Origin of the sequence: Variovorax sp. DAIF25 (genome assembly GCF_050711835.1) — a bacterium.
In the GTDB taxonomy this organism is placed as follows: domain Bacteria; phylum Pseudomonadota; class Gammaproteobacteria; order Burkholderiales; family Burkholderiaceae_C; genus Variovorax.
This window is the reverse complement of the sequence record NZ_CP136636.1, coordinates 5,132,778-5,152,509: the sequence shown is the minus strand read 5'-3', so window position 1 is coordinate 5,152,509 and position 19,732 is coordinate 5,132,778. Positions and strand designations below refer to the sequence as shown.

Annotated in this window: 19 protein-coding genes; 10 read left to right on the top strand and 9 right to left on the bottom strand. The window is 70.7% G+C overall.

Annotated elements, in window-relative coordinates; genetic code table 11:
• Positions 1-39 precede the first annotated feature (39 nt).
• The gene (locus tag R0232_RS23715; RefSeq protein WP_431509614.1) at positions 40-831 is read right to left on the bottom strand and encodes an SDR family oxidoreductase; all 792 of its coding nucleotides are present in this window, start codon (positions 829-831) and stop codon (positions 40-42) included.
• A 217-nt stretch (positions 832-1,048) separates the two neighbouring features.
• Here R0232_RS23715 and R0232_RS23710 point away from each other — a divergent pair, with 217 nt between their 5' ends.
• The gene (locus tag R0232_RS23710) at positions 1,049-3,073 is read left to right on the top strand and encodes a helix-turn-helix domain-containing protein (RefSeq protein WP_431509613.1); all 2,025 of its coding nucleotides are present in this window, start codon (positions 1,049-1,051) and stop codon (positions 3,071-3,073) included.
• Positions 3,074-3,087: 14 nt separating this feature from the next.
• On the opposite strand, the gene R0232_RS23705 is transcribed toward R0232_RS23710, so the two are convergent.
• From R0232_RS23705 to R0232_RS23695, 3 genes are read right to left on the bottom strand one after another with little or no spacing between them, the layout of a single operon-like run.
• On the bottom strand, positions 3,088-4,416 hold the full coding sequence (locus R0232_RS23705) for a sulfatase family protein (protein ID WP_431509612.1): 1,329 nt from the start codon (positions 4,414-4,416) through the stop codon (positions 3,088-3,090).
• 34 nt (positions 4,417-4,450) lie between these two features.
• Positions 4,451-5,437 carry a Bug family tripartite tricarboxylate transporter substrate binding protein gene (locus tag R0232_RS23700; RefSeq protein ID WP_093341181.1) on the bottom strand — a complete coding sequence of 329 codons (987 nt, stop codon included), beginning with the start codon at positions 5,435-5,437 and terminating at the stop codon, positions 4,451-4,453.
• Between the two features lie 31 nt (positions 5,438-5,468).
• Positions 5,469-6,479, bottom strand: a complete 1,011-nt coding sequence (locus R0232_RS23695) for a Bug family tripartite tricarboxylate transporter substrate binding protein (protein WP_431509611.1) — start codon at positions 6,477-6,479, stop codon at positions 5,469-5,471.
• Positions 6,480-6,622: 143 nt separating this feature from the next.
• Between R0232_RS23695 and R0232_RS23690 the strand changes: the two genes are divergently transcribed.
• A complete protein-coding gene (locus R0232_RS23690; RefSeq protein WP_431509610.1) occupies positions 6,623-7,186 on the top strand; it encodes a MarR family winged helix-turn-helix transcriptional regulator in 564 nt (187 codons plus the stop codon).
• Positions 7,187-7,319: 133 nt separating this feature from the next.
• Here R0232_RS23690 and R0232_RS23685 read toward each other — a convergent pair whose 3' ends face one another.
• A complete protein-coding gene (locus R0232_RS23685) occupies positions 7,320-8,324 on the bottom strand; it encodes a Bug family tripartite tricarboxylate transporter substrate binding protein (protein ID WP_296776053.1) in 1,005 nt (334 codons plus the stop codon).
• A gap of 136 nt (positions 8,325-8,460) precedes the next feature.
• On the opposite strand from R0232_RS23685, the gene R0232_RS23680 reads away from it, so the two are divergent.
• From R0232_RS23680 to R0232_RS23660, 5 genes are all read left to right on the top strand, one after another.
• The gene (locus R0232_RS23680; protein ID WP_431509609.1) at positions 8,461-9,390 is read left to right on the top strand and encodes a LysR substrate-binding domain-containing protein; all 930 of its coding nucleotides are present in this window, start codon (positions 8,461-8,463) and stop codon (positions 9,388-9,390) included.
• A 103-nt stretch (positions 9,391-9,493) separates the two neighbouring features.
• Positions 9,494-9,991: a YfbM family protein gene (locus R0232_RS23675; RefSeq protein ID WP_431509608.1), complete on the top strand. Its 498-nt coding sequence runs from the start codon at positions 9,494-9,496 to the stop codon at positions 9,989-9,991.
• A 50-nt stretch (positions 9,992-10,041) separates the two neighbouring features.
• Positions 10,042-10,704: a suppressor of fused domain protein gene (locus R0232_RS23670; protein WP_431509607.1), complete on the top strand. Its 663-nt coding sequence runs from the start codon at positions 10,042-10,044 to the stop codon at positions 10,702-10,704.
• Between the two features lie 16 nt (positions 10,705-10,720).
• Positions 10,721-11,968 (top strand): DUF418 domain-containing protein, encoded by a 1,248-nt coding sequence (locus R0232_RS23665; protein WP_431512927.1) that lies wholly within the window; start codon positions 10,721-10,723, stop codon positions 11,966-11,968.
• Positions 11,965-12,333 carry a VOC family protein gene (locus R0232_RS23660; protein ID WP_431509606.1) on the top strand — a complete coding sequence of 123 codons (369 nt, stop codon included), beginning with the start codon at positions 11,965-11,967 and terminating at the stop codon, positions 12,331-12,333. The genes R0232_RS23665 and R0232_RS23660 overlap by 4 nt, the downstream gene beginning before the upstream one ends.
• 2 nt (positions 12,334-12,335) lie before the next feature.
• On the opposite strand, the gene R0232_RS23655 is transcribed toward R0232_RS23660, so the two are convergent.
• The 4 genes from R0232_RS23655 to R0232_RS23640 are packed head-to-tail and all read right to left on the bottom strand — an operon-like array spanning position 12,336 to position 17,180.
• Positions 12,336-12,728, bottom strand: a complete 393-nt coding sequence (locus tag R0232_RS23655; protein ID WP_093339520.1) for a YbaN family protein — start codon at positions 12,726-12,728, stop codon at positions 12,336-12,338.
• A 29-nt stretch (positions 12,729-12,757) separates the two neighbouring features.
• Positions 12,758-13,849, bottom strand: coding sequence for a mechanosensitive ion channel family protein (locus tag R0232_RS23650; RefSeq protein ID WP_431509605.1), 1,092 nt, complete (start codon positions 13,847-13,849; stop codon positions 12,758-12,760).
• Positions 13,846-16,122 (bottom strand): FUSC family membrane protein, encoded by a 2,277-nt coding sequence (locus R0232_RS23645; RefSeq protein WP_431509604.1) that lies wholly within the window; start codon positions 16,120-16,122, stop codon positions 13,846-13,848. The genes R0232_RS23650 and R0232_RS23645 overlap by 4 nt, the downstream gene beginning before the upstream one ends.
• Entirely contained in the window at positions 16,122-17,180 is a 1,059-nt protein-coding gene (locus R0232_RS23640) for an inositol monophosphatase family protein (protein ID WP_296776039.1), read from the bottom strand. Before R0232_RS23640 ends, R0232_RS23645 begins: the two co-directional genes overlap by 1 nt.
• 195 nt (positions 17,181-17,375) lie before the next feature.
• Here R0232_RS23640 and R0232_RS23635 point away from each other — a divergent pair, with 195 nt between their 5' ends.
• From R0232_RS23635 to R0232_RS23625, 3 genes are all read left to right on the top strand, one after another.
• Positions 17,376-18,107 carry an RNA methyltransferase gene (locus R0232_RS23635; protein WP_431509603.1) on the top strand — a complete coding sequence of 244 codons (732 nt, stop codon included), beginning with the start codon at positions 17,376-17,378 and terminating at the stop codon, positions 18,105-18,107.
• 92 nt (positions 18,108-18,199) lie between these two features.
• Positions 18,200-18,970 (top strand): serine O-acetyltransferase, encoded by a 771-nt coding sequence (cysE, locus tag R0232_RS23630; RefSeq protein WP_093339507.1) that lies wholly within the window; start codon positions 18,200-18,202, stop codon positions 18,968-18,970.
• Position 18,971: 1 nt separating this feature from the next.
• The gene (locus tag R0232_RS23625) at positions 18,972-19,721 is read left to right on the top strand and encodes a DUF4303 domain-containing protein (protein ID WP_431509602.1); all 750 of its coding nucleotides are present in this window, start codon (positions 18,972-18,974) and stop codon (positions 19,719-19,721) included.
• Positions 19,722-19,732: the final 11 nt, after the last annotated feature.

The following is a 19,732-nucleotide window of genomic DNA, read 5'->3' as shown; positions in this document are numbered from 1 at the left end:
ATGCTTCTTGAAAAAAAGGGGTGGGCCGCTCGTCGGCGTTCAGAGGTATTCCATGTTCCCGTCGACGCTGATCGCCTGGCCCGTGAGGTTGCGGGCCGCGGGCGAACAGAGGAACAGCGCCATCGCCGCCACGTCGTCGAGCGTGACCATGCGGCGCAGCGAGATCTTCTGCAGGTACTCGGCGCGCATGGCCTCGACCGAAACGCCCGCGGTGGCGGCGCGCGCGCCGATCACGCTGTTCATGCGCTCGCCCTCGACCGTGCCCGGCAGGATCGCGTTGACGCGCACGCCATGCGGGCCGAGCTCGATGGCCAGCGATTTCATGAGGCCGACGATGGCCCACTTGGTCGATGCATAAGGCGTACGGAACGGATAGCCGAGCCGGCCCGCGACCGAGCTCATCGCGATCAGGCTGGGATTGGCCTGCGAGCGCTTGAGCAGCGGGATCGCGCGCTGCGCGAAATAGAACTGGCTGTGCAGGTTGACCGCCACCGTGCGCTCCCAGTCGCCGCGCTGCAGGTCCTGCAGCGCGCCGGTGGGACCGGCGATGCCGACGTTGTTGATCAGTACGTCGAGCCCGCCGAGCGCGCCTTCCACGTCGTCGAACACGCGTGCCACGTCCTCGGGCACCGAGGCGTCGGCCATGCTCGAGGTGATCTCGGGCGCCTCGCGTGCCATGCGGTCGAGCGCGAGGCGGTCGATGTCGCAGACATGCACGCGCGCGCCGGTCTCGCGAAAGGCCAGCGCGATGGCCGCGCCGATGCCGGACGCGCCCGCGCTGATCAGCACCCGCAGGCCCGGCGCGGGCCGCAGTGAATCGATGATGCTCATGGGTTCCTGTGGTGTCTCGTTGTGTCCATGCGGGCGCCATGGCGCTCTCGCTTCATCGGCAGTGTCTTGAAAGCACCGCGGCAAAACTATGTGCGTCGCGCACACTGGCAACCCCCTGTCGATGTGATGCGGTGTTCGCGATCGCCATCGCGGCACCAGGGGAGAGGGATCGGACCCATGGGCATGGCCGCATCGTTCTGCTAGCCTTCGCGGCCCTATGTCATCCCTGTCCACCGAACGACCGCGCGCGGCGGGCTCCTCGCGCGATGCGAGCGAGCAGGCGGCCGACGAGATCGCCGCCGAACTCATCGGCCTCTTGCACCGGAATGCGCCCGCGGAAGAATTCGCCGGCCGGCTCGCGGCCGTGGAAGCCCTGCCCGATGCATTGCGGCGCAAGTCCAGCCTGGTCGAGCTGGTGCGCATGGCGATGGCGCTGCGCAACCGGCTCGAGCTGCACGAGCAGCGCGAGCGCGGCATGCTCGCCGTGATCGAATCGGCGCAGGACCTCTCGGGCCGGCTCGACCTCACGGGCCTGCTCAAGACCATCGTGAAGCGCGCGCGCCACCTGATGGGCTCGCACCTGTGCTGGCTCACGGTCTACGACACCGCGACCGGCGCGTTCCAGGTGGTGGTGGCCGACGGCGCGATCTCCGACCGCACCGGCCGCATGACCGTGGGCCGCAACCTCGGCATCGCGGGCATCGTGATGAGCACGCGGCTGCCCTTCTTCACGCCCGACTACCTGCACGACAACCGCTTCGTGCACGACCCCACGCTCGACGACATCTTCCGCGACGAGGGCGTGGCCGCGCTGGTGGGCGCGCCGCTGATGCGCGACGACGAGGTGATCGGCCTGCTGTTCGTGGCCGACCGCTACCACCGCACGCACACGGCGCTCAACGTGTCGATCCTCTGCACGCTGGCCGCGCATGCGGCGGTCGCGATCGAGAACGCCAAGGCCTTCGCGGAGGCGAAGGATGCGCTCGCGCATGCCGACCAGGCGCGCGGCGAGCTCGAGCGGCACGTGCGCGACGTGCAGGGCGCGGCCGAGGCGCACGAGCAGCTGACCTCGCTGCTGGCCAAGGGCGCGTCGCTGGGCGCGCTGTGCGAATCGATCGCGCAGTTGCTCAACGGCGGCGTGCTGGTGCTCGACGAGGCCCACCAGGTCATCGGCCGCGCGCTGGCGCCCGGCTATGAGGGCACGGCCGCCGACGCTTATGCGCCGAACGACGAACACAGCGCCGCGCTCGCGAAGGCACTGCGCGAGAGCCGGCAGGCCGGCCGCTCGGTGGTGGCCTACGAGCGCGACGGCGAGCTGTGCCGCGCCATCGCGGTGCTCGGCGGCAACGAGGTGCTCGGTGCCGTGCTGCTGTTCCGGCACCAGGACCTGCGCGAGACCTCGCTGCGCACCTTCGAGCGCAGCTCCAGCATCATCGGCATCGTGCTGCTGTCACAGGAGCGCGTGGAGGCCGGCAAGAGCCGCGAGGTGGCGGCGCTGCTGCGCACCCTGATCTCGCCGCGCCAGGACGAGCCCGCGCTCACGCGCGACCGCGCCGAGCGCTTCGGGCTCGACCTGTCGCAGCCGATCTCGCTGATGGTGGTCGAGATGGCCGAGCCCCGGCCCGGCTTCTGGGCCCGGCGCCTGCGCGCCGGCGCGCCGATGTCGGAGCAGGTGTTCGACGAGGTCGACGGCGCGCTCGCCATCGTCTGCGCCGCGACCCGCGCGCAGGACGTGCTCGAGGCCGTCACCGCCTTCGCGCGGCGCGAGCTCGGCGATGCCTACCGCGGCGTGCTGTCGCGGCCCGTGCAGTCGCCGGCCGAGATGCCCGCACTGTATGCCGCGCTGCGCCGCGCGCTGCCCGTGCTGGGGCGCCTGGGCATGCGCGGCGCCATCGTCGGGCAGAACGAGATGGCGCTCTATTCGGTGCTGTTCGAGACCCACGACCAGGGCAGCCTCAACACCTTCCTCGACGCCACCATCGGCGCGCTCACGAGCCATGATCGCAAGCGCGGCGCGGAGCTCACGTCGACCCTGCTGGCCTACTTCGACTGCAACCAGAACGCGAAGACCACCGCGGCGCGCATGGGCATCCATGTGAACACCGTGCGCCAGCGGCTCGCGAGCGTGGAGGAACTGCTGGGGCACTGGGGCAGCGCGAGCCGGGCGCTGGAGATCCACGTGGCGCTGCGGTTGTGGAGCCTGGGGATGTCCAGCGCGCGGGGTGGCGCCGACGAGGCCTGAGCCTCGCGCGGCGCTCAGCGCTGCGGCATGTCCTTCACCGAATACCCCAGGCTCACCGTCGCATCCTCCGGAATCGGCGGCATGGTCGCGTTCCAGGCGAGCCAGTCCTCGCGCATCGCCGCGAGCCGTTCGGGCTCCTGCTTCGCGCGGTTGGCGCGCTCGCGTTCGTCGGACGGGATGTTGAACAGGTACTCGTTGCCGTCGACCTTCAGGTACTTCCAGTCGCCGTCGCGCAGCGCCTGCTGGCCGCGGTGGTTCATGCGCCAGTGCAGCGGGCGGCGGAAGCCGTGCTTGGCGTCTTTCAGCACGGGCATCAGCGAGACGCCGTCGAGCGGATAGGCCGGGTCGGCCTGCACGCCGGCCGCGTCGAGCATGGTGGCCGACCAGTCCATGGTCAGGCAGTGCTGGGCGCTCTCGCCGCCGGGCGCGATGACGGCGGGCCAGTGGGCGATCCATGGCACGCGGATGCCGCCTTCGGTCAGGTCCATCTTGCCGCCGACCAGCGGCCAGTTGTCGGAGAAGCGTTCGCCGCCGTTGTCGCTGGTGAAGACCACCAGCGTGTTGTCGGCCATGCCGTGCTTCTCGAGCGCGGCCATGATCCAGCCGATGCCCTCGTCCATGTGATGGATCATGCGGCGGTAGACGTGGATGTTGCCGCCCGCGAGGTCGAACAGGTTGTCCTTCACCAGCGGCGCCTTGTCGGCATCGTCGCGCGTTTCCCACGGCCAGTGCGGCGCGGTGTAGTGCAGGCTCAGGAAGAAGGGCTTGGCCTCCTCCGCAGGCTGCTGCGCCATGCGCTCGACGAAGTCGACGGCGCGCTTCGAGAGGATGTCGGTGAGATAGCCCTCTTCCTGCTTGTCCTCCTCGCCATACCAGAGGTCGTGGCGGCCGCTGGAGTCGCAGTGGGTGAAGTAGTCGACGCCGCCCGACATCGGGCCGAAGAACTCCTCGTAGCCCGAGCGCAGCGGGCCGAAGCTCGGCGGATAGCCGAGGTGCCACTTGCCGATCAGCGCGGTGCGGTAGCCGCTGGCCTTGAGCAGCGAGGGCAGGGTGGGATGGTCGACCGGCAGGCCCAGCGTGCTGCTGCCGCGGCTCTTGCTGTTGATCGGCTCCTCGGCCGCGCCGCGCAGCCGGTACTGGTAGCGCGCGGTGATCATCGCGAAGCGCGTGGGCGAGCACACGGGCGAGTTCGCGTAGCCCTGCGTGAGCTTGAGGCCCTTGGCGGCCAGGCCGTCGAGCACCGGCGAGACGGGGCCGAAGACGGCGTCGCGGCCGCCGTAGCAGCCGAGGTCGGCATAGCCGAGGTCGTCGGCGACGATGAAGATGATGTTGGGTCTTGTCATGGTGTCTCGAGGGCCTGCAGGGCCGGGAAAAAGGTCAGGGCTGGTAGCCCGATTTCTGCACCACCGGACCCCATTGCAGCCGGTAGGCCTTGAGCATCGCGGCGGTCTGCGCCGGGGTGCTGACCACCGGCGTCATCTTGGAGTCGGTGAACTTGCGCACTGTGTCGGGGTCCTGCATCACCTCGCGGATCGCGGTGGCGAGGCGCTCGACCTTCTCGCGCGGCATGGTGGCGGGCGCGAAGAAGGTGTTCCAGCCGCTGGCCGAGAGGTCGAGGCCGGCCTCCTTGAAGGTGGGCACCGAGGGCGCGAAGGGCGAGCGCTTGGCGCCCGAGATCGCGAGGATGCGCAGCTTGCCGCCCTCGTGCTGCGGGATCACCACGTCCTCGGTGTCGACCGCGATCGGCACCTGGCCGCCGATCAGGTCGTTGAGCAGCGGCGCCGAGCCGCGGTAGCCGATGACCTGGGTCTGGACCTTGGCCTTCTCGCCGACCATGAGGCCGAAGAAGTGCGGCAGGCTGCCGGTGGCCGGCACGCCGACGTTGGCCTGCTTGGGATTGGCGCGCATCCAGGCCAGCAGGTGGTTGAGCTCGCGCACCGGCAGCGTGGGCGACACGGCGAGCGCGAAGTCGTAGTCGTTGACGTGCGAGACCGGCACGAAGTCGCGCTCGGGGTCGTAGCCGTTGTCCTTGAACACCAGCGGCGCCACCACCATCACGGCGGGGTTGGCGAGCATCAGCACGTTCTGGTTCGCGGGCGTGGCCCTGGCCTGCTGCGCCGCGAGGCGGCCGCCCGCGCCGGGCTTGTTGTCGACGATGACCGGCACGCCGAGCTTGGGCGAGAGCTTGTCGCCGACGATGCGCGCGACGCGGTCGGTGGCGCCGCCGGGCGCATAGCCGACGACGATGTGCAGCGGGCCGTCGAGCGCCTGCGCGGCGGCGCCGGTGGCCGTCAGGGCCGTCGCGAGACCGGCGATGGCCATCAGGCCGGCGAGGCGGCGGGTGATCGGGTGCGTGGGTTGCATGGGTTCCTCCTTGCGTTTCATGTAATGGGGTTCAGTCGTTGGCCTGGAAATTCACGGCCTTCATGATGCCGGCCCAGCGTGCCGTGTCCTCGCGCATGGTCTTCACGAGGGCGTCGCCCGTGTCGGCCACCGGGTACATGCCGTTCTGCAGCAGCATCTGGCGCACCTCGCGCTTGTTGACGGCGCGCGCGAACTCGGTGCGCAGCTTCTCGACCACGGGCTGCGGCGTCTTCAGCGGCGCGTAGTAGGCGAACCAGGCGGTGGCGACCACGTCCTTGTAGCCGGCCTCGACGAAGCTCGGCAGGTTGGGCATCAGCGGCGAGCGCTTCTCGCCGCTGGTAGCCAGCACCTTGACGCGGCCCGAGGGCAGCATCTGCTGCGCGCCGCCCACGGTGTCGAAGTAGACCGGCACGGTGCCACCCATCACGTCCTGCCGCGCGGGCGTGGAGCCGCGGTAGGGCACGTGCACCATCTTCAGCCCGGCCGCGCGGTTGAGCATCTCGCCGAGGAAGTGCGAGGGCGTGCCGGCGCCGTACGAGGCGAAGCTGACCTTGTCGCCCTGCGCCCTGGCCCAGGCGGTGAACTCGGGCAGCGTGTTCGCGGGCACGTCCTTGTTGAGCACCAGCGCGAGCTCGAAGCGCGCCGCGTTGAGGATCGGCGCGAAGTCCTTGATCGGGTCGTACGAGAGGTTGCGGTAGGCGCTCGGGAACATGGTCATCATGCCGGCCGTGCCCAGCAGCAGCGTGTGGCCGTCGGGCGCCGCGGTCTTGACCGTCTCGACCGCGATGCGGCCGGCCGCGCCCGAGCGGTTGTCGATGATCAGCGGGCCGAGGCTGTCGCGCACCTCCTGCGCGATGGCGCGCGTGAGCACGTCCTGCGTGCCGCCCGCGGGCACGCCGATCAGCACCTTGATCGGCTGGCCCGGCGCGAAGCCCTGGGCGCGCGACAGCGCGGGCGCGAGCGCGAGGCCGCCGAGCGCGGCGACCAGCCGGCGGCGGTCGGGGGCGGGCAGGTGGTAAGCGTGCGAGGGGCGGGAAGGCATGGGGCGAAGTCTCCGAAAGGCGCCGGGTCGGCGGGGCGTGGTCCCGCGGCTGCGGACGATTCTGGAGACGCTACAGTCGATTGATCAAATCAACCATTCCCCGGATTAACCCGAGCGCGATGCCCCAGCCCATCGATGTGCCCGTGAAAGCGACCGCTCGCAAGACGGCCAAGGCCACCATCGAGGCGGCCAAGGGCGCCAGCCTCGCGTTGCCGCGCCGTCCGCTCGACGACCTGCTGCTCTACCGCCTCTCGCGCCTGCTCGCGGTGGCCGGCAGCATGGTGATCCGCCTGTGCGAGGGCCGCTTCGGCATCACGCGCCGCGAATGGCGACTGATCGCCACGCTCGCGAGCCGCGGCGAACTCGGCTCCTCGCAACTGGCCGAGCATGCGCAGCTCGACCGCGCGCGCACCTCGAAGGCCGTGGGCTCGCTGGTGGAAAAGAAACTGCTCTCGCGCGTGGCGCGCGCGGGCGACCGGCGCCATGTGCAGCTGCGCCTCACCGACAGCGGGCAGGCGCTGTACGACGCGCTCTTTCCGCTCGTGACGGCGATCAACGGCGAGCTGATGGGCGCGCTCGATGCCGGCGAGGCCGAGCGCTTCGATGCGGCGCTGCATCGCTTGCAGGAGCGGGCCGAGCGCATGGTGGCGCAGGCGGTGCTGCCGAAGGCGGACCGGGGCAGGCGCCAGTCGGCGGCCGCGCGCTGAGCGGTGCATCTCAGAAGGTGTGAAGGAACCGTCGCGAGCGCCCCGAGGTCGCGCCGAGGACCGGAGCCGTACTCTGTACGGTGAGGACCGCAGGTGCGAGATCGGGGCGCGCAGCAGGTTCATTCACACCTTCTCAATCCACCTTCATGCCCGTGGCTTTGACGATGCGGCCGTAGCGTTCGCGGTTGCCGTCGAGGTGCGCCGCGGCCGCGGCACCGGTCTCGCCGAGCGCCACCATGTCGAGCGAGGCGAGCCGCGCCTTCACCTCGGGCCGGCCCAGTGCCGACTGCAGCGCCGTGCGCAAGGTCTGCATCACGGGCTCGGGCGTGGCGGCCGGCACCATCGCGAGGTAGAGCACCTCGAACTCGAGGTCCTTCAACCCGAGCTCGCCCACCGTGGGCACCTGCGGCAGCAGCGGCGAACGCTGGCGGCCGGTGACCGCGAGCGCATGCAGCTTGCCGGCCTGCAGGTGCGGCAGCAGGCCCGGCGTGGCCAGGATGCCGGCCTGCACCTCGCCCGAGAGCAGCGCCAGCACGGCGGGCGCGTTGCCCTTGTAGGGCACGTGCGTGATCTTCGCGCCGGTGGCGTTGGCGAAGATCTCCGCGGCGATGTGGCCGGGACTGCCGTTGCCGGCCGAGCCGAAGGTGACCGACTCGCCCTTGGCCTGCGCGACGAACTCGGGCAGAGTCTTCGCCTTGACCGCGGCGCCGGTGCCGAAGGCCAGGCCCGAGGAGCTGAAGATCATCAGCGGCTTCAGGTCCTTCGCCGCGAAGGGCATGGCGGCGTAGAGCTGCGGGTTGATGGTGAAGGTGCTGTCGATGCTCAGCAGCACCGTGTAGCCGTCGGCCGGGCTCTTGGCCACGAGGTCGGCGCCGATGTTGCCGCCCGCGCCGGGCCGGTTGTCGACGATGAAGGGCTGCTTCAGTTCCTTCTGCAGCACCTCGCCGAGCGCGCGCCCGAGGATGTCGAGCGGCCCGCCGGCCGGGAAGTTGGTGAGGAAGCGCACGGGCTTGGCCGGGTACGCGGCTTCGGTTTGCGCCAGGGCGGCGGCCGGGGCGCCGAGGCCCAGGACGAGCGATGCGGCCATGCAGGCGCTGGCGAGCGCCAGGCGCCGGCCCTTCGGGATGCGGGGGGTCATGCGGGTGTTTCCTTGTCTCCGTGTCGGCGCACTCTAGGAGCGCGGTGCCGCGCGCACAACTGAAAGCTGTTCCGCCAGGTATTCCGTCTCGTTATATTTGGTGCCCGCCGCTTCACAGCCAGCCGCCATGTCAGCCATGAACTTTTCTCGCTTGAAGCTGCGCCACCTGCAGTGCCTGGTGACCGTGGCGCAGGAGCGCAACCTGGTGCGCTCGGCCGAGGCCCTGTCGCTGACGCAGCCCGCGGTCTCCAAGACCATCGCCGAGCTCGAGGAGATCGTGGGGCGCCAGTTGCTGCTGCGCCGCCGCCGCGGCGTCGAGCTCACACCCGCGGCCGAGGTGCTGGTGCGGCACGCGGTGTCGGCCCTGCGCGGACTGCGGGAGGGCATGGGCCTGGCCATGGACCAGCCCGATGCCGACCAGTTGCTGGTGGCCGTCGGTGCGCTGCCGAACATGGTGCCCAACCTGCTGCCCGAGGCGGTCGCGCAGCTCAATGCCGCGCATCCCGCGCTGCGCGTGCGGGTCATGAGCGGCACCAACGCGCAGCTGATGACTCAGTTGCGCCAGGGCGAGATCGACCTCGTGCTGGGGCGGCTCGCCCAGGCGTCCGCGATGGCCGATCTCGCCTTCGAGCAGTTCTACAGCGAGCCGCTGCTGCTGGTGGTGCGCCCCGACCATCCGCTGGCCGCGCGGCGCCGGCCGCCGCTCGATGCCTTGGCCGCCCATCCGCTGGTGCTGCCGGTGTCGGGCACGCTGATCCGCCACACGGCCGATGCCTTCCTGATCGCGCGCGGCCTGGAGCTGCCGCACCGGCTCGTGGAGGCGACCGACACCAGTTTCATCGTCGGGTTGCTGCAGCGCTCCGATGCCGTGTGGTTCGCGCCGCAGGGGGCGGTGGAAGGCTTCATCGCGCGCGGCGAACTGCGGCGCGTGGCGATCGACACCGCGAGCACCGAGGGACCGGTGGGCATGACGGTGCGGCGCGGCGCCGAACTCGGGGAGGGCGCGCGGCTGCTGGTGGAGGCGATCCGGCGGATCGTGGGCCGGCGCCATGAGGCCGCGCCTTGAGGACGGATCGGCGTCGCGTTGCCGCCCGAGCCGTGCCATGCCCCCGATCCGGGCCGCCCGTTCGGTATCTAATCGGCGCATCGCAAAAAGAAAGAGAGTCGCCATGGGAATGACCGCATCGTTCGTCGCACTGACGCAGGAAACGCTCGAGGCATTGAAGGCCGCCCCGGAAACCGCTGCCGACCATTTCATGGCGCAGATCGGTGGCGATGCCGAGGACCGCGTGCTCGACATCGACAAGGCCTGGCATGGCCTGCACTTCCTGATGACCCACGAAGCCCATGGGGGCGGCGGACCGCTCTCGCTGCCGATCCTGGGCGGCACCGCGATCGGCGACGACATGGGCTATGGCGCGCCGCGCTATCTCGACGCGCCGCAGGTCAAGGAGGCCGCGGAGGCCTTGGCGGCCCTGCCTGTCGACGAACTGCGCCAGCGCTTCAAGCCGGCCGAGCTCGAGGAGGCCTACATCTATCCCACGGGCATCTGGGAAGACGAGGGAGACGAAGCCTTCGAGTACCTGGCCCACTGGTATGCGCAGCTTCAGCTTTTCTATGCCGCGGCTGCCGGGCGCGGCGACGCGATGCTGCTGGCCATTCTCTGACGGCCCGTGTCCACGCAGGGCCGGCCCGTACCGAACCAGGAGAAGACGCGATGAGCTCGATGGAAGAAGTCTGGAAATACCGCGAGGAAGTGCTCTATCCCCAGCTCTTCGGCGAGAAGCGCAAGGGCATCTTCGTGCTGGGCGCCGATGACTTCTCGGCGCTGGGCGCGCAGGACATCGATCCGCGCTGGCTGCACCTGGGCGTGTTCGAGTTCGAGCCGACGCCCGTGCGCAACTCCTGGCTCTACGTGACCTCGGGCGGCTCGACGCCCTGGGAGGGCGAGCCCGCCGACTACGACCCCGAGGACTACTCGTGGATCGGCTCCGAGCTGGTGCTCGAGGTGCCGTCGCAGGCCGGCGAGACCTGGCCGATCAAGCTGCTGCAGAAGCTGCTGGCCTACAACGTGCTGCTCGCGCATGGCCGCTTCGGCGAGGACAAGCCGCCGCTGGACTACGGCGACCGCATCCCGCTGGGCGGGCCGATCGGGCAGAAGGCCGCGTCGGCGCTGCGCCACGTGCTGCTGGCGCAGCCGAAGCACTATCCGGCGACGGCGCAGCTCGACTCGGGCAAGTTCGATTTCCTGCACGTGGTGGGCATCACGGACACCGAGCGCGACTGGGCCAAGGCGCGCAGCTCCGAGGACCTGGTGCGGCTGCTCGAGGTGCATGGCCACTGCCCGGTGACCGACCCGAAGCGCGCGCCGGTGGCCTGAGCGCCGCATGCAGGGAATGGACGAGGCCGAAGCGCCTTCCTCATCGCTCGCGCCGCACGCGCCTCATGCGCCGCAGCGCCAGACCACGGTCGATGCATTGCGCGGCTTCGCGCTGCTGGGCATCCTGGTGGTCAACATCGCGACCTTCGCCTCGACCTACTACGGCATGGGGCTGCCCGATCCGCTCGCGAACTCGCTGCCCGAGCGGCTCGCGGTGTTCGTGCGCACCTTCGTCTTCGAGACCAAGTTCTACCTGCTGTTCTCGTTCCTGTTCGGCTACAGCTTCCTGCTGCAGAAGGAGGCCGCGCAGCGCGCGGGCCGCGCGTTCGCGCCGCGCATGGCGCGCCGGCTGCTGGGGCTGTGGCTGCTGGGCGTGGCGCATGGGGTGCTGCTCTACCAGGGCGACATCCTCACGACCTATGGCGTGATCGGCGTGGTGCTGCTGATGCTGCACCGGCGCGGCGACCGTTTCCTGCTGAGCGCCGGCGTCGCGCTGGTGCTCGGCACCGCGCTGCTGTGGGCCGCCTTCAGCCTGCTGCTGTCGTTCGCGCTGGGCGGCGGCCCGATGGACCTGCGCAGCGCCTATGCGGAAGCCGTCTCCGCGTTGGCGGCCTACCGCGGCACGCCGATGACGGTCATCGTGCAGCACCTGCGCGAGCTGTCGCAGATCTGGTGGCTCACGGCGCTGGTGCAGGCGCCGACGGCGCTCGCGATGTTCTTCGCGGGCTTCGTCGCGGGGCGGCATGCGCTGCTGGCCGACACCGGCGCGCACCTGCCGCTGTTCCGGCGCCTGCTGGCCTGGGGGCTGGTGGTGGGACTGCCGGGCGCGGCCTTCTATGCCCAGTCGGCGCTGCGCGTCGATGGCTCGGTGCGCGACTTCCTCGGGCTCTCGGCCACGCTGCTCACGGCACCGTTCCTGAGCGCCGCCTATGCCTGCGCGCTGGTGCTGCTGTTCCGCACGCCGCGCGGCCGCGTGCTCGAACGCTGGCTCGCGCCCGCGGGGCGCATGGCGCTGTCGAACTACCTGCTGCAGTCGGCCGTGTGCGCGTGGCTGTTCCTGGCCTACGGGCTGCGCTGGATCGGCGCGACGCCGCCGCTCGCGGCGATGGGGATCGCCTTCGCGATCTTCGGTTGCCAGCTGCCGCTGAGCCGCTGGTGGATGGGGCGCTTCGCCTACGGGCCCGTCGAGTGGCTGCTGCGGGCCTTCACGAACCTCGCGCTGCCGTCGATGCGGCGCGCATCGACGCACTGCACCGACGCATGAACCCCGTCTCCTACTTCGAAATCCCGGTGCTCGACATGGATCGCGCGATCCGCTTCTACGAAGCCGTGTTCGGCCACGCGCTCGAGCGGGCCAGCGTCGACGGCAACGAGATGGCGTTCTTCGCGCACGCACCGGGCCGCGAGGGCGCGAGCGGCGCGCTGGCGAAGGGCGACAGCTACCGGCCGTCGCGGGACGGTGCGCGGCTCTACTTCGACGTGCCGGACATCGAGGCCGTGCTGGCGCGCGCGCTGGCGCAGGGCGCCGAGCTGCTGTATCCGGTGACGGGGGTGGGCAGTTTCGGCTTCGTCGCCGAGTTCGCCGACTGCGAGGGCAACTGCATCGCCCTCCATGCGCAGGCGCGCTAGGTTCAGGGCGGCGGCAGCGGCCGCGACCACAGCCAGGCCAGCACCACCGCCATGCAGCCGATCGCGAGCACTGCGGTCCAGGCCCGGTGCGCGGTGTACGAGATGATCACGGCGCACAGCGCCATGGTGACGGTGGCGCTCCACTTGGCGCGCCGGCTGACGGTGCGGCCGTGGGCCCAGTTGTGCAGCAGCGGCCCGAAGATGCGGTGCCCGAGCAGCCAGGCATGCAGCCGCGGCGAGCTGCGCGCCGCGGCCCAGGCGGCCAGCAGGATGAAGACGGTGGTCGGCATGCCCGGCACCACCACGCCGATGAGGCCGAGCACCAGGCACAGCACGGCGAAGGCATAGAGCAGGGCGCGTACCAGCGGGCCTCTGGGTTCGGGATCGGGCTTCAACGCGGCACGCTCGGGACGAAGGAGGCCGCTCAGGCCACGGCCTGCGGCTGCAGCGGGCCGGGCTCGCGCTCGACCGGGTGGTCGTTGCCCACGCGCACCTTCGGCAGGTGCTGCGGGTACTCGCGCTGCATGAAGTCGATCAGCCCCTCGCGCACGTTGCAGCGCAGGTCGAAGGCCAGGCCCGAGGTGGCGGCGGTGCACAGCACGCGGATCTGCATGGTGCGCTCGGTGGCGTCGGTCACGCGCAGGTTGAAGAAGCGGCCGTCCCATTCGGGCGAGGCCTTCACGATGCGCTCGACCTCGGCGCGCAGCGGCGCCAGCGGCATGCCGTAGTCGGCATAGACGAACACCGAGCCGAGGATCTGCGAGGAGTGGCGGGTCCAGTTCTGGAACGGCTTCTCGATGAAGTAGGTCAGCGGCAGGATCAGCCGGCGCTCGTCCCAGATCTTGAGCACGACGAAGGTGCCGGTGATCTCCTCGACGCGGCCCCATTCGCCCTCGACCACGAGCACGTCGTCGATGCGGATCGGCTGCGCGAGCGCGAGCTGCAGGCCGGCGATGAGGTTGCTGAACACGGGCTTGGCCGCGAGGCCGGCCACGATGCCGATCACGCCGGCCGAGGCCAGCAGGCTGGCGCCGACCTGGCGCGCGCCCGGGAAGGTCATGAGCATCATCGCGCCGCCGGCCACCACCACCACGGTCATGGCGGTGCGCGCGAGCACGCGGGTCTGCGTGAGCACGCGGCGCGCCTGCAGGTTGTCGGCCACGTCCGACGGATGCTGCGCGAGCACGCCGTCGGCGAAGCCGCCGATGGCCTTGAGCGCGAGCCAGGTGGTGGCCGCGATCAGCAGCAGGCCGTTGAGATGCCGCACGCTCGCGATGTAGCGCAGGTCCTCGGGCGTGGCCTGCCACACCATCTGCAGCGCGATCAGCGGCAGCACCACGCGCGCGGGTGCATGGCAGGCCAGCACCATGGCATGGATGGCGGGCGCGGGGCGCGTGATGCGCTTGAGCACCATGCCGCCGATGCGGTGCACGGCGAGGGCGACGGGAATGGCGATGACGGCGGCCAGCCAGGTGCCGAACCAGGGATGGGAGAGGATGGATTGCAACAGGGTCATGCCGATGCGAGTCCCGAAGCTTCCTGTTCGTTCAATGCCTGGAGGATCCGGGCCGCATCGTCTCGCAATTGGGTCGACAGCGCGGTCGCCAGGTCGAGCCGGCGCAGCAGCCAGGGACTGATGTCGTTGTCGAAGGGATCGGGCAGCGGGATCGGGCCGCCGACGGCGGTGGAGGCGGTGCTCTCGGGCTGCGAGGGCCCCGAGGTGGGCACCGCGCCGATCGCGGCCTCGATGCGCTGCGTGGTGCGCGCGAGCGGCCCCTCGACCTCGCCGGGCGTGAGGCGGTCGCGCCGCAGCACCAGCATCGACTTGACCGCGCTGAGCTGCGCCAGCAGCTGGTAGCTGTGGGCCTGCAGGTGCTCGAGCGGCTCGACCGGCGGCTGCACCGCGCGCGGTTCGGACAGCGAACGCTGCGTGGCCTGCACCAGCGCCGAGAGGCTGTCGAAGGCCTCGCGGCGCGCCAGCCGCCATTCGAGCTCGGGGCTGCTGTCGACGGTCTGCAATTGGCCCAGGCCCAGCGCGAGGCGTGCATGGCGTGCCTGCGCGGTCAGCACGCGCGCCACCAGCGCCGGGATCTGGCCACGTTCCCACGAGGGCAGCACGTAGCAGAAGGCCCAGGCGAGCGCGGCGCCGATCAGCGTGTCGGCGATGCGCTCGAACAGCGCGAACAGCGGCGCCGCGCCGGTGTTGAGCATGTGGGCCTGCAGCAGGCCCAGCACGGTGGCGGCCACCGCGGTGATCAGGTAGCGCCGCACCGCGAAGCTGTGGGCGATGGCCTGCGCCACCGTGAGCACGGCCAGCAGCCCGAGCGCCGAAAGATGCGCCGACAGCAGGCCGACCGCGAGCACGCAGCCCAGCAGGGTGCCGGCCACGCGGTGGTTGCGCCGCTCCAGCGTCTGCGAGAGGCTGCCGCGCAGCACCACCACGATGGTCAGCAGGATCCAGTAGTCGTGCGAGCCCCAGGGCATCGACACCGCGACCGCGTAGCCGGCCGCGATCGCGAGCGCGGCGCGGATCGCGTGGCGCAGCGGCGGCGCGTCCCAGCGCCACAAGGTGAAGAAGGGGCGCCACGACCAGTCGGTCGGGCTCACGAACATCTGCCAGTTGGCGCGCACCACCGCGAGGTTGGGCTCGGCGTCGCCGCGCGCCATGGCCGACAGGCGCAGCACCTCGTCGTTGATGTGGCCGATGCGGCTCGCGAGGCCGCGCGCGAGCATGGCGGCATTGGGGCCGGGCAGCATGGGATGCGGGTGGCCGGTCGAGTCCTCGCCGTCGACGTGGATCGCCGCGAGGCGCGGCCGGCGGTCGGCCACGAGGTGCGGGTGGCGGCCCATGAGCAGCGCGTCGGCCAGCGCGATGGTGTCCTCGGCCAGTTCCTCGAGCACGCAGCGCATCTCGACCAGCGCATCGGCATGGGCGGGATGGGTCTTGAGGGCATCGAGGTCGAGCTCGCTCGCGAGCAACTGGTCGCGCATCTCGAGCACGATCACCAGCATCGCGGCCAGCCGCTGGCGGCGCGGCGTGCGCGGCGACTCGAGCACGATGTCGCGCGTGGCCTGCAGCTGGTCGGCCAGCGCGGCCTGTTCGCGCAGCAGGCGGCCCAGCATCGGCGCGGGGGTCTCGCGCACGTCGCCGGTCTCGTCCTTGGGCGTGAACTGGCTGGCCTCGGTGCGCATCAGCGCGGCCAGCGAATACAGCACGTCGGCCACCGACTGCACGCGGTAGCGCGTGTTGAGGATCAGGTTGGCGAGCACCGACCACACCACGTACAGCCCGGCGCCGAGGCCGAAGTGCCAGGTGCGCTCGATGGCTTCGGCCATGCCGTGCGGCGTGGGCGTGGCCATGGAGAAGATCATCGAGAACATCACGGCGATCGCGATCGGGATGCCGCGCTTGCCCCAGGCCATGGCCAGGAAGGCGAAGAAGGTGGCCGGCACCAGCAGCAGGCCGAGCCGGATCGGCGCGGCGTGCAGCAGCTGCACGGCGAAGAACAGCGGCAGCCCGATCAGCGGTGCCGGCAGCATCTGCCAGAACTTGCCGCGGCGCGGGCCCGGCAGGTCGGGCGGCGCGGTGACGATCACGCCGACCGCGGCCGAGGAGGCCGCGATGGTACCGAGCCAGAAATGCACGCCGCCCGAGATGAACAGCAGGCCGAGCGCGACCGTGAGGCCGCTGGCGACGTAGTGGCTCAGCGCGATGCGCAGCGCGGCGCGCAGGCGCTGCTGCAGCACCGAGGCCTGGGTCTCGCCGCCGATGGCGCGGGCCCCTGCCATCACTTGGCGGAAGCGTCGCCCTCGAACGGGCCGGTGGCGGCGGGGGCGTCGCGGCGGATGCGGGTGAGCTTGCGCTTGGCCGGGGCGGCGGTGGCGGCGGGTGCCTCCGCGTTCTGGTCGTCCTCGGCCGGGCCCATCTCGGTCACGGTGCTGCGCGCGTAGATGTAGTCCGAGCCCTCGGTCTGGGGCTTGCTCGCGGCGGCGATCGCGCGCACGCGGTCGCTGGCGCGCAGCTTGTCGTCGACGCTCGCGAACTTCGAGTACTTGGCCAAGAGCGGCACCAGCTGGCCGTAGATGCGCGGCGCGCCGGCCAGGCATTCGCGCTGGTCGATGAAGTCTGGCTCGCCCGTGAAGTTGCCGATCAGGCCGCCGGCCTCGGTCACCAGCAGCGAGCCGGCCGCCACGTCCCAGGGGTTGAGGCCGGTCTCGAAGAAGGCATCGGTGAAGCCGGCCGCCACGTAGGCGAGGTCGAGCGCGGCGGCGCCGGGGCGGCGCAGGCCGGCCATGCGCGGCATCAGGTCGGCCATGATGGCCAGGTACTGCTTGAAGTTGTCGCCGGTGCGGAACGGGAAGCCGGTGGCCACCAGCGATTCGGACAGCCGGGTGCGCTTGGAGACGCGGATGCGGCGGTCGTTGACATAGGCGCCGCGGCCCTTGGTGGCGGTGAACAGGTCGTTGCGCGTGGGGTCGTAGACGACCGCCTGCTCGATCTTGCCGCGCACCGACAGCGCGATCGACACGCAGTAGAACGGGAAGCCGTGGATGAAGTTGGTGGTGCCGTCGAGCGGATCGATGATCCAGACGTAGTCGGAATCCTTGGCGCCGTGCTCGGAGCCCGATTCCTCGGCCAGGATGCCGTGCCCCGGGTACGCCGTGAGAAGCGTTTCGATGATGGCCTGCTCGCTCGCGTGGTCGATCTCGGTGACGAAATCGTTCACATGCTTCTGGGAGATGCGCACGGCCTCGACGTCGAGCGCGGCGCGGTTGATGATGGCGCCGGCGGCGCGAGCGGCCTTCACGGCCACGTTGAGCATGGGATGCAGGTTGGGGGACGACATTCTGAATTGTGAGCGTGAGCGGAACGCCTGCGCGGACCCGGCAAAGGCCCGGGTGGCCACGGCTGTCGTTCCTGACTGACTGGAAGAACTGGGGGGTGGGACCCTGAAGGACCCGGAAACCGGCCCGGCGATGCGGGCGGCGAGAATCGGGGGATTTTAACGGCTCGGCCGGTCCCTGTCTCCCCACCCCTTTTCATGCGCACCCGTTTCATCCTGATCCAGACCAGCCACGCCGGCAACGTGGGCGCCGCCGCCCGCGCCATGAAGACCATGGGTTTCGGCGAACTCGTGCTGGTGGCGCCGCGCTGGGCCAACGTGCTGCGGCGCGAGGAAACCATCCAGCGCGCGAGCGGCGCGCTCGACGTGCTGGCCAACGCGCGCATCGTCGAGACCCTCGACGAGGCCCTCGACGGCGTGACCCACCTGTGCGCCACCGCGATGGTGCCGCGCGACTTCGGCCCGCCCACGCGCACGCCGCGCGAGCACCTCGGAGCGCTGGCCGCGCAGGGCGAGGCGCACGTGGCCTTCCTGTTCGGCTCCGAGCGCTTCGGCATGCGCAACGAGGACGTCTACCGCTGCCACGTCGCCCTGAGCATTCCCACCGACCCGAACTTCGGCTCGCTCAACCTCGGCGCCGCGATCCAGGTGATCGCCTACGAATGGCGGCTCGCGCTCGGCGGCTTCGAGGTGCGCGACGCGGTCGCGCCGCCGCCGGCCGCCGATGCCCAGGCCGTGGCCGGCATGCTCGAGCACTGGGAGCGCTCGCTGGTGGAGGTGGGCTTCCTCGATCCAGAGGCGCCCAAGAAGCTGATGCCGCGGCTGCAGCAGCTGTTCAACCGGGCCCAGCCCACGGCCGAGGAGATCCACATCCTGCGCGGCATCGCCAAGGCGATGAGCGAGGCCGCGGCCGGCAAGATCCGGCGCTGAGCGGGCCTAAAACCCCATCGCCCGTACGCGATGAGGGCCGGCTATAGACTGCGCGGCCCCCATCGTCATAACCAAAATATCCGAAGGCAGCGATGTTCTCTCGCCTGCGCGCCGACATCCGGTGCATCCTCGAACGCGACCCGGCCGCGCGCAGCGCCTGGGAGGTGCTCACGGTCTATCCGGGCCTGCATGCCGTGGTGCTGCATCGCTGGGCGCATGCCTGTTGGAACCATGGCTTCAAGTGGCCCGCGCGCTTCATCGCGCACATGGCGCGCTGGCTCACCGGCATCGAGATCCACCCGGCCGCCAAGATCGGCCGCGAGGTGTTCTTCGACCACGCCATGGGCGTGGTGATCGGCGAGACCGCCGAGGTCGGCGACGGCTGCACCATCTACCAGGGCGTGACCCTGGGCGGCACCTCGCTCTACAAGGGCACCAAGCGCCATCCGACCCTGGGCCGCAACGTGGTGGTGAGCGCCGGCGCCAAGGTGCTGGGTGGCTTCGTGGTGGGCGACGGCGCCAAGATCGGCAGCAACGCGGTGGTCATCAAGCCGGTGCCGGCCGGCGCGACCGCGGTCGGCATCCCGGCGCGCATCATCCCCTCGAAGGCCGGCGAGAGCGCCGACGTGACCGTGCCGCAGAAATTCAGCGCCTACGGCATCACGCAGGACGACGACCCGCTGAGCCAGGCGATGCGCGGCCTGATCGACAACGCCTCGAGCCAGGAGCACCAGATCGCGCTGCTGTGGCAGGCGATCGAGAAGCTCTCGGCCCATCCCGGCACCAAGGATTGCGTGCCCGGCGACGCGGCGCGCGACGAGTGCTTCGAGGCCGAGAAGCTCACGCAGCTGGTGGGGAAGTGACGTGAGCTGGGCGCTGTTCCATCGTTTCGAGAACGAGCGGCCCACCGACTTCCACGAGTTGCGGCAGTTCGGCAACTCGCTGTGGGCCGCGAGCGGCAAGGTGCAGACCTGGGGGCGCTCCAGCGTCGCCGAATTCGCCAGTCCCCAGGCCGCGATGGAGGCCCTGGCGCAGCGCAGCCGCGAGATCGAGGCCCAGGGCTACGTGCGGGTGCGCCAAGGCATCCACGACCCCGCCCGCGTCGACTTCGCGCTGCTCACGGCCGAGATCCGCGAGGGCGCCCGCCGCGCCTTCGAGGCCATCCGCGCGGCCGAGCCCGAGCGGACCTTCCGGCTTTTCGCGCTGGGCAGCGACGAGAGCGCGATGACCATCGTCCACGCCGCCAGCGACCTCGCCCTGGGCGAACCGGGCGAGATGGAGGACGAGAGCGAGATCTGGAGCTCCGGCGAGTGGTCCCACGGCGACGGCGGCGAGTTCCTCGACATCGCCTACCGCATGCTCCTGGCCTGCCACCGGGAGGACCTGCCCTGCGGCGTCGAGTTCGACGTGCTGCACGACGGCCTCTTCGAGGCCTGCATCGCCGCGATGGCACAGCTCGATGGCGAGGGATTCTTCGGCACCGGTGCCGCACGCGAAGAGGTGGTGCTGCTGTGCCAGGTCGAGGGCGGCGAGGACATGGAAGGCTCGGTCGCCCGGCTCAACACCGCGCGCGTGGCGGGCCGGCTCCAGCGCTGGATCGATCTCTGCGAATGAAGGCCGGGCCG

Coding starts and splice junctions, on each gene's coding strand:
- R0232_RS23715 (WP_431509614.1), bottom strand. CDS start 831: ATGAGCATCATCGATTCACTGCGGCCCGCGCCGGGCCTGCGGGTGCTG.
- R0232_RS23710 (WP_431509613.1), top strand. CDS start 1,049: ATGTCATCCCTGTCCACCGAACGACCGCGCGCGGCGGGCTCCTCGCGC.
- R0232_RS23705 (WP_431509612.1), bottom strand. CDS start 4,416: ATGACAAGACCCAACATCATCTTCATCGTCGCCGACGACCTCGGCTAT.
- R0232_RS23700 (WP_093341181.1), bottom strand. CDS start 5,437: ATGCAACCCACGCACCCGATCACCCGCCGCCTCGCCGGCCTGATGGCC.
- R0232_RS23695 (WP_431509611.1), bottom strand. CDS start 6,479: ATGCCTTCCCGCCCCTCGCACGCTTACCACCTGCCCGCCCCCGACCGC.
- R0232_RS23685 (WP_296776053.1), bottom strand. CDS start 8,324: ATGACCCCCCGCATCCCGAAGGGCCGGCGCCTGGCGCTCGCCAGCGCC.
- R0232_RS23680 (WP_431509609.1), top strand. CDS start 8,461: ATGAACTTTTCTCGCTTGAAGCTGCGCCACCTGCAGTGCCTGGTGACC.
- R0232_RS23675 (WP_431509608.1), top strand. CDS start 9,494: ATGGGAATGACCGCATCGTTCGTCGCACTGACGCAGGAAACGCTCGAG.
- R0232_RS23670 (WP_431509607.1), top strand. CDS start 10,042: ATGAGCTCGATGGAAGAAGTCTGGAAATACCGCGAGGAAGTGCTCTAT.
- R0232_RS23665 (WP_431512927.1), top strand. CDS start 10,721: ATGGACGAGGCCGAAGCGCCTTCCTCATCGCTCGCGCCGCACGCGCCT.
- R0232_RS23660 (WP_431509606.1), top strand. CDS start 11,965: ATGAACCCCGTCTCCTACTTCGAAATCCCGGTGCTCGACATGGATCGC.
- R0232_RS23650 (WP_431509605.1), bottom strand. CDS start 13,849: ATGACCCTGTTGCAATCCATCCTCTCCCATCCCTGGTTCGGCACCTGG.
- R0232_RS23645 (WP_431509604.1), bottom strand. CDS start 16,122: ATGGCAGGGGCCCGCGCCATCGGCGGCGAGACCCAGGCCTCGGTGCTG.
- R0232_RS23640 (WP_296776039.1), bottom strand. CDS start 17,180: ATGTCGTCCCCCAACCTGCATCCCATGCTCAACGTGGCCGTGAAGGCC.
- R0232_RS23635 (WP_431509603.1), top strand. CDS start 17,376: ATGCGCACCCGTTTCATCCTGATCCAGACCAGCCACGCCGGCAACGTG.
- cysE (WP_093339507.1), top strand. CDS start 18,200: ATGTTCTCTCGCCTGCGCGCCGACATCCGGTGCATCCTCGAACGCGAC.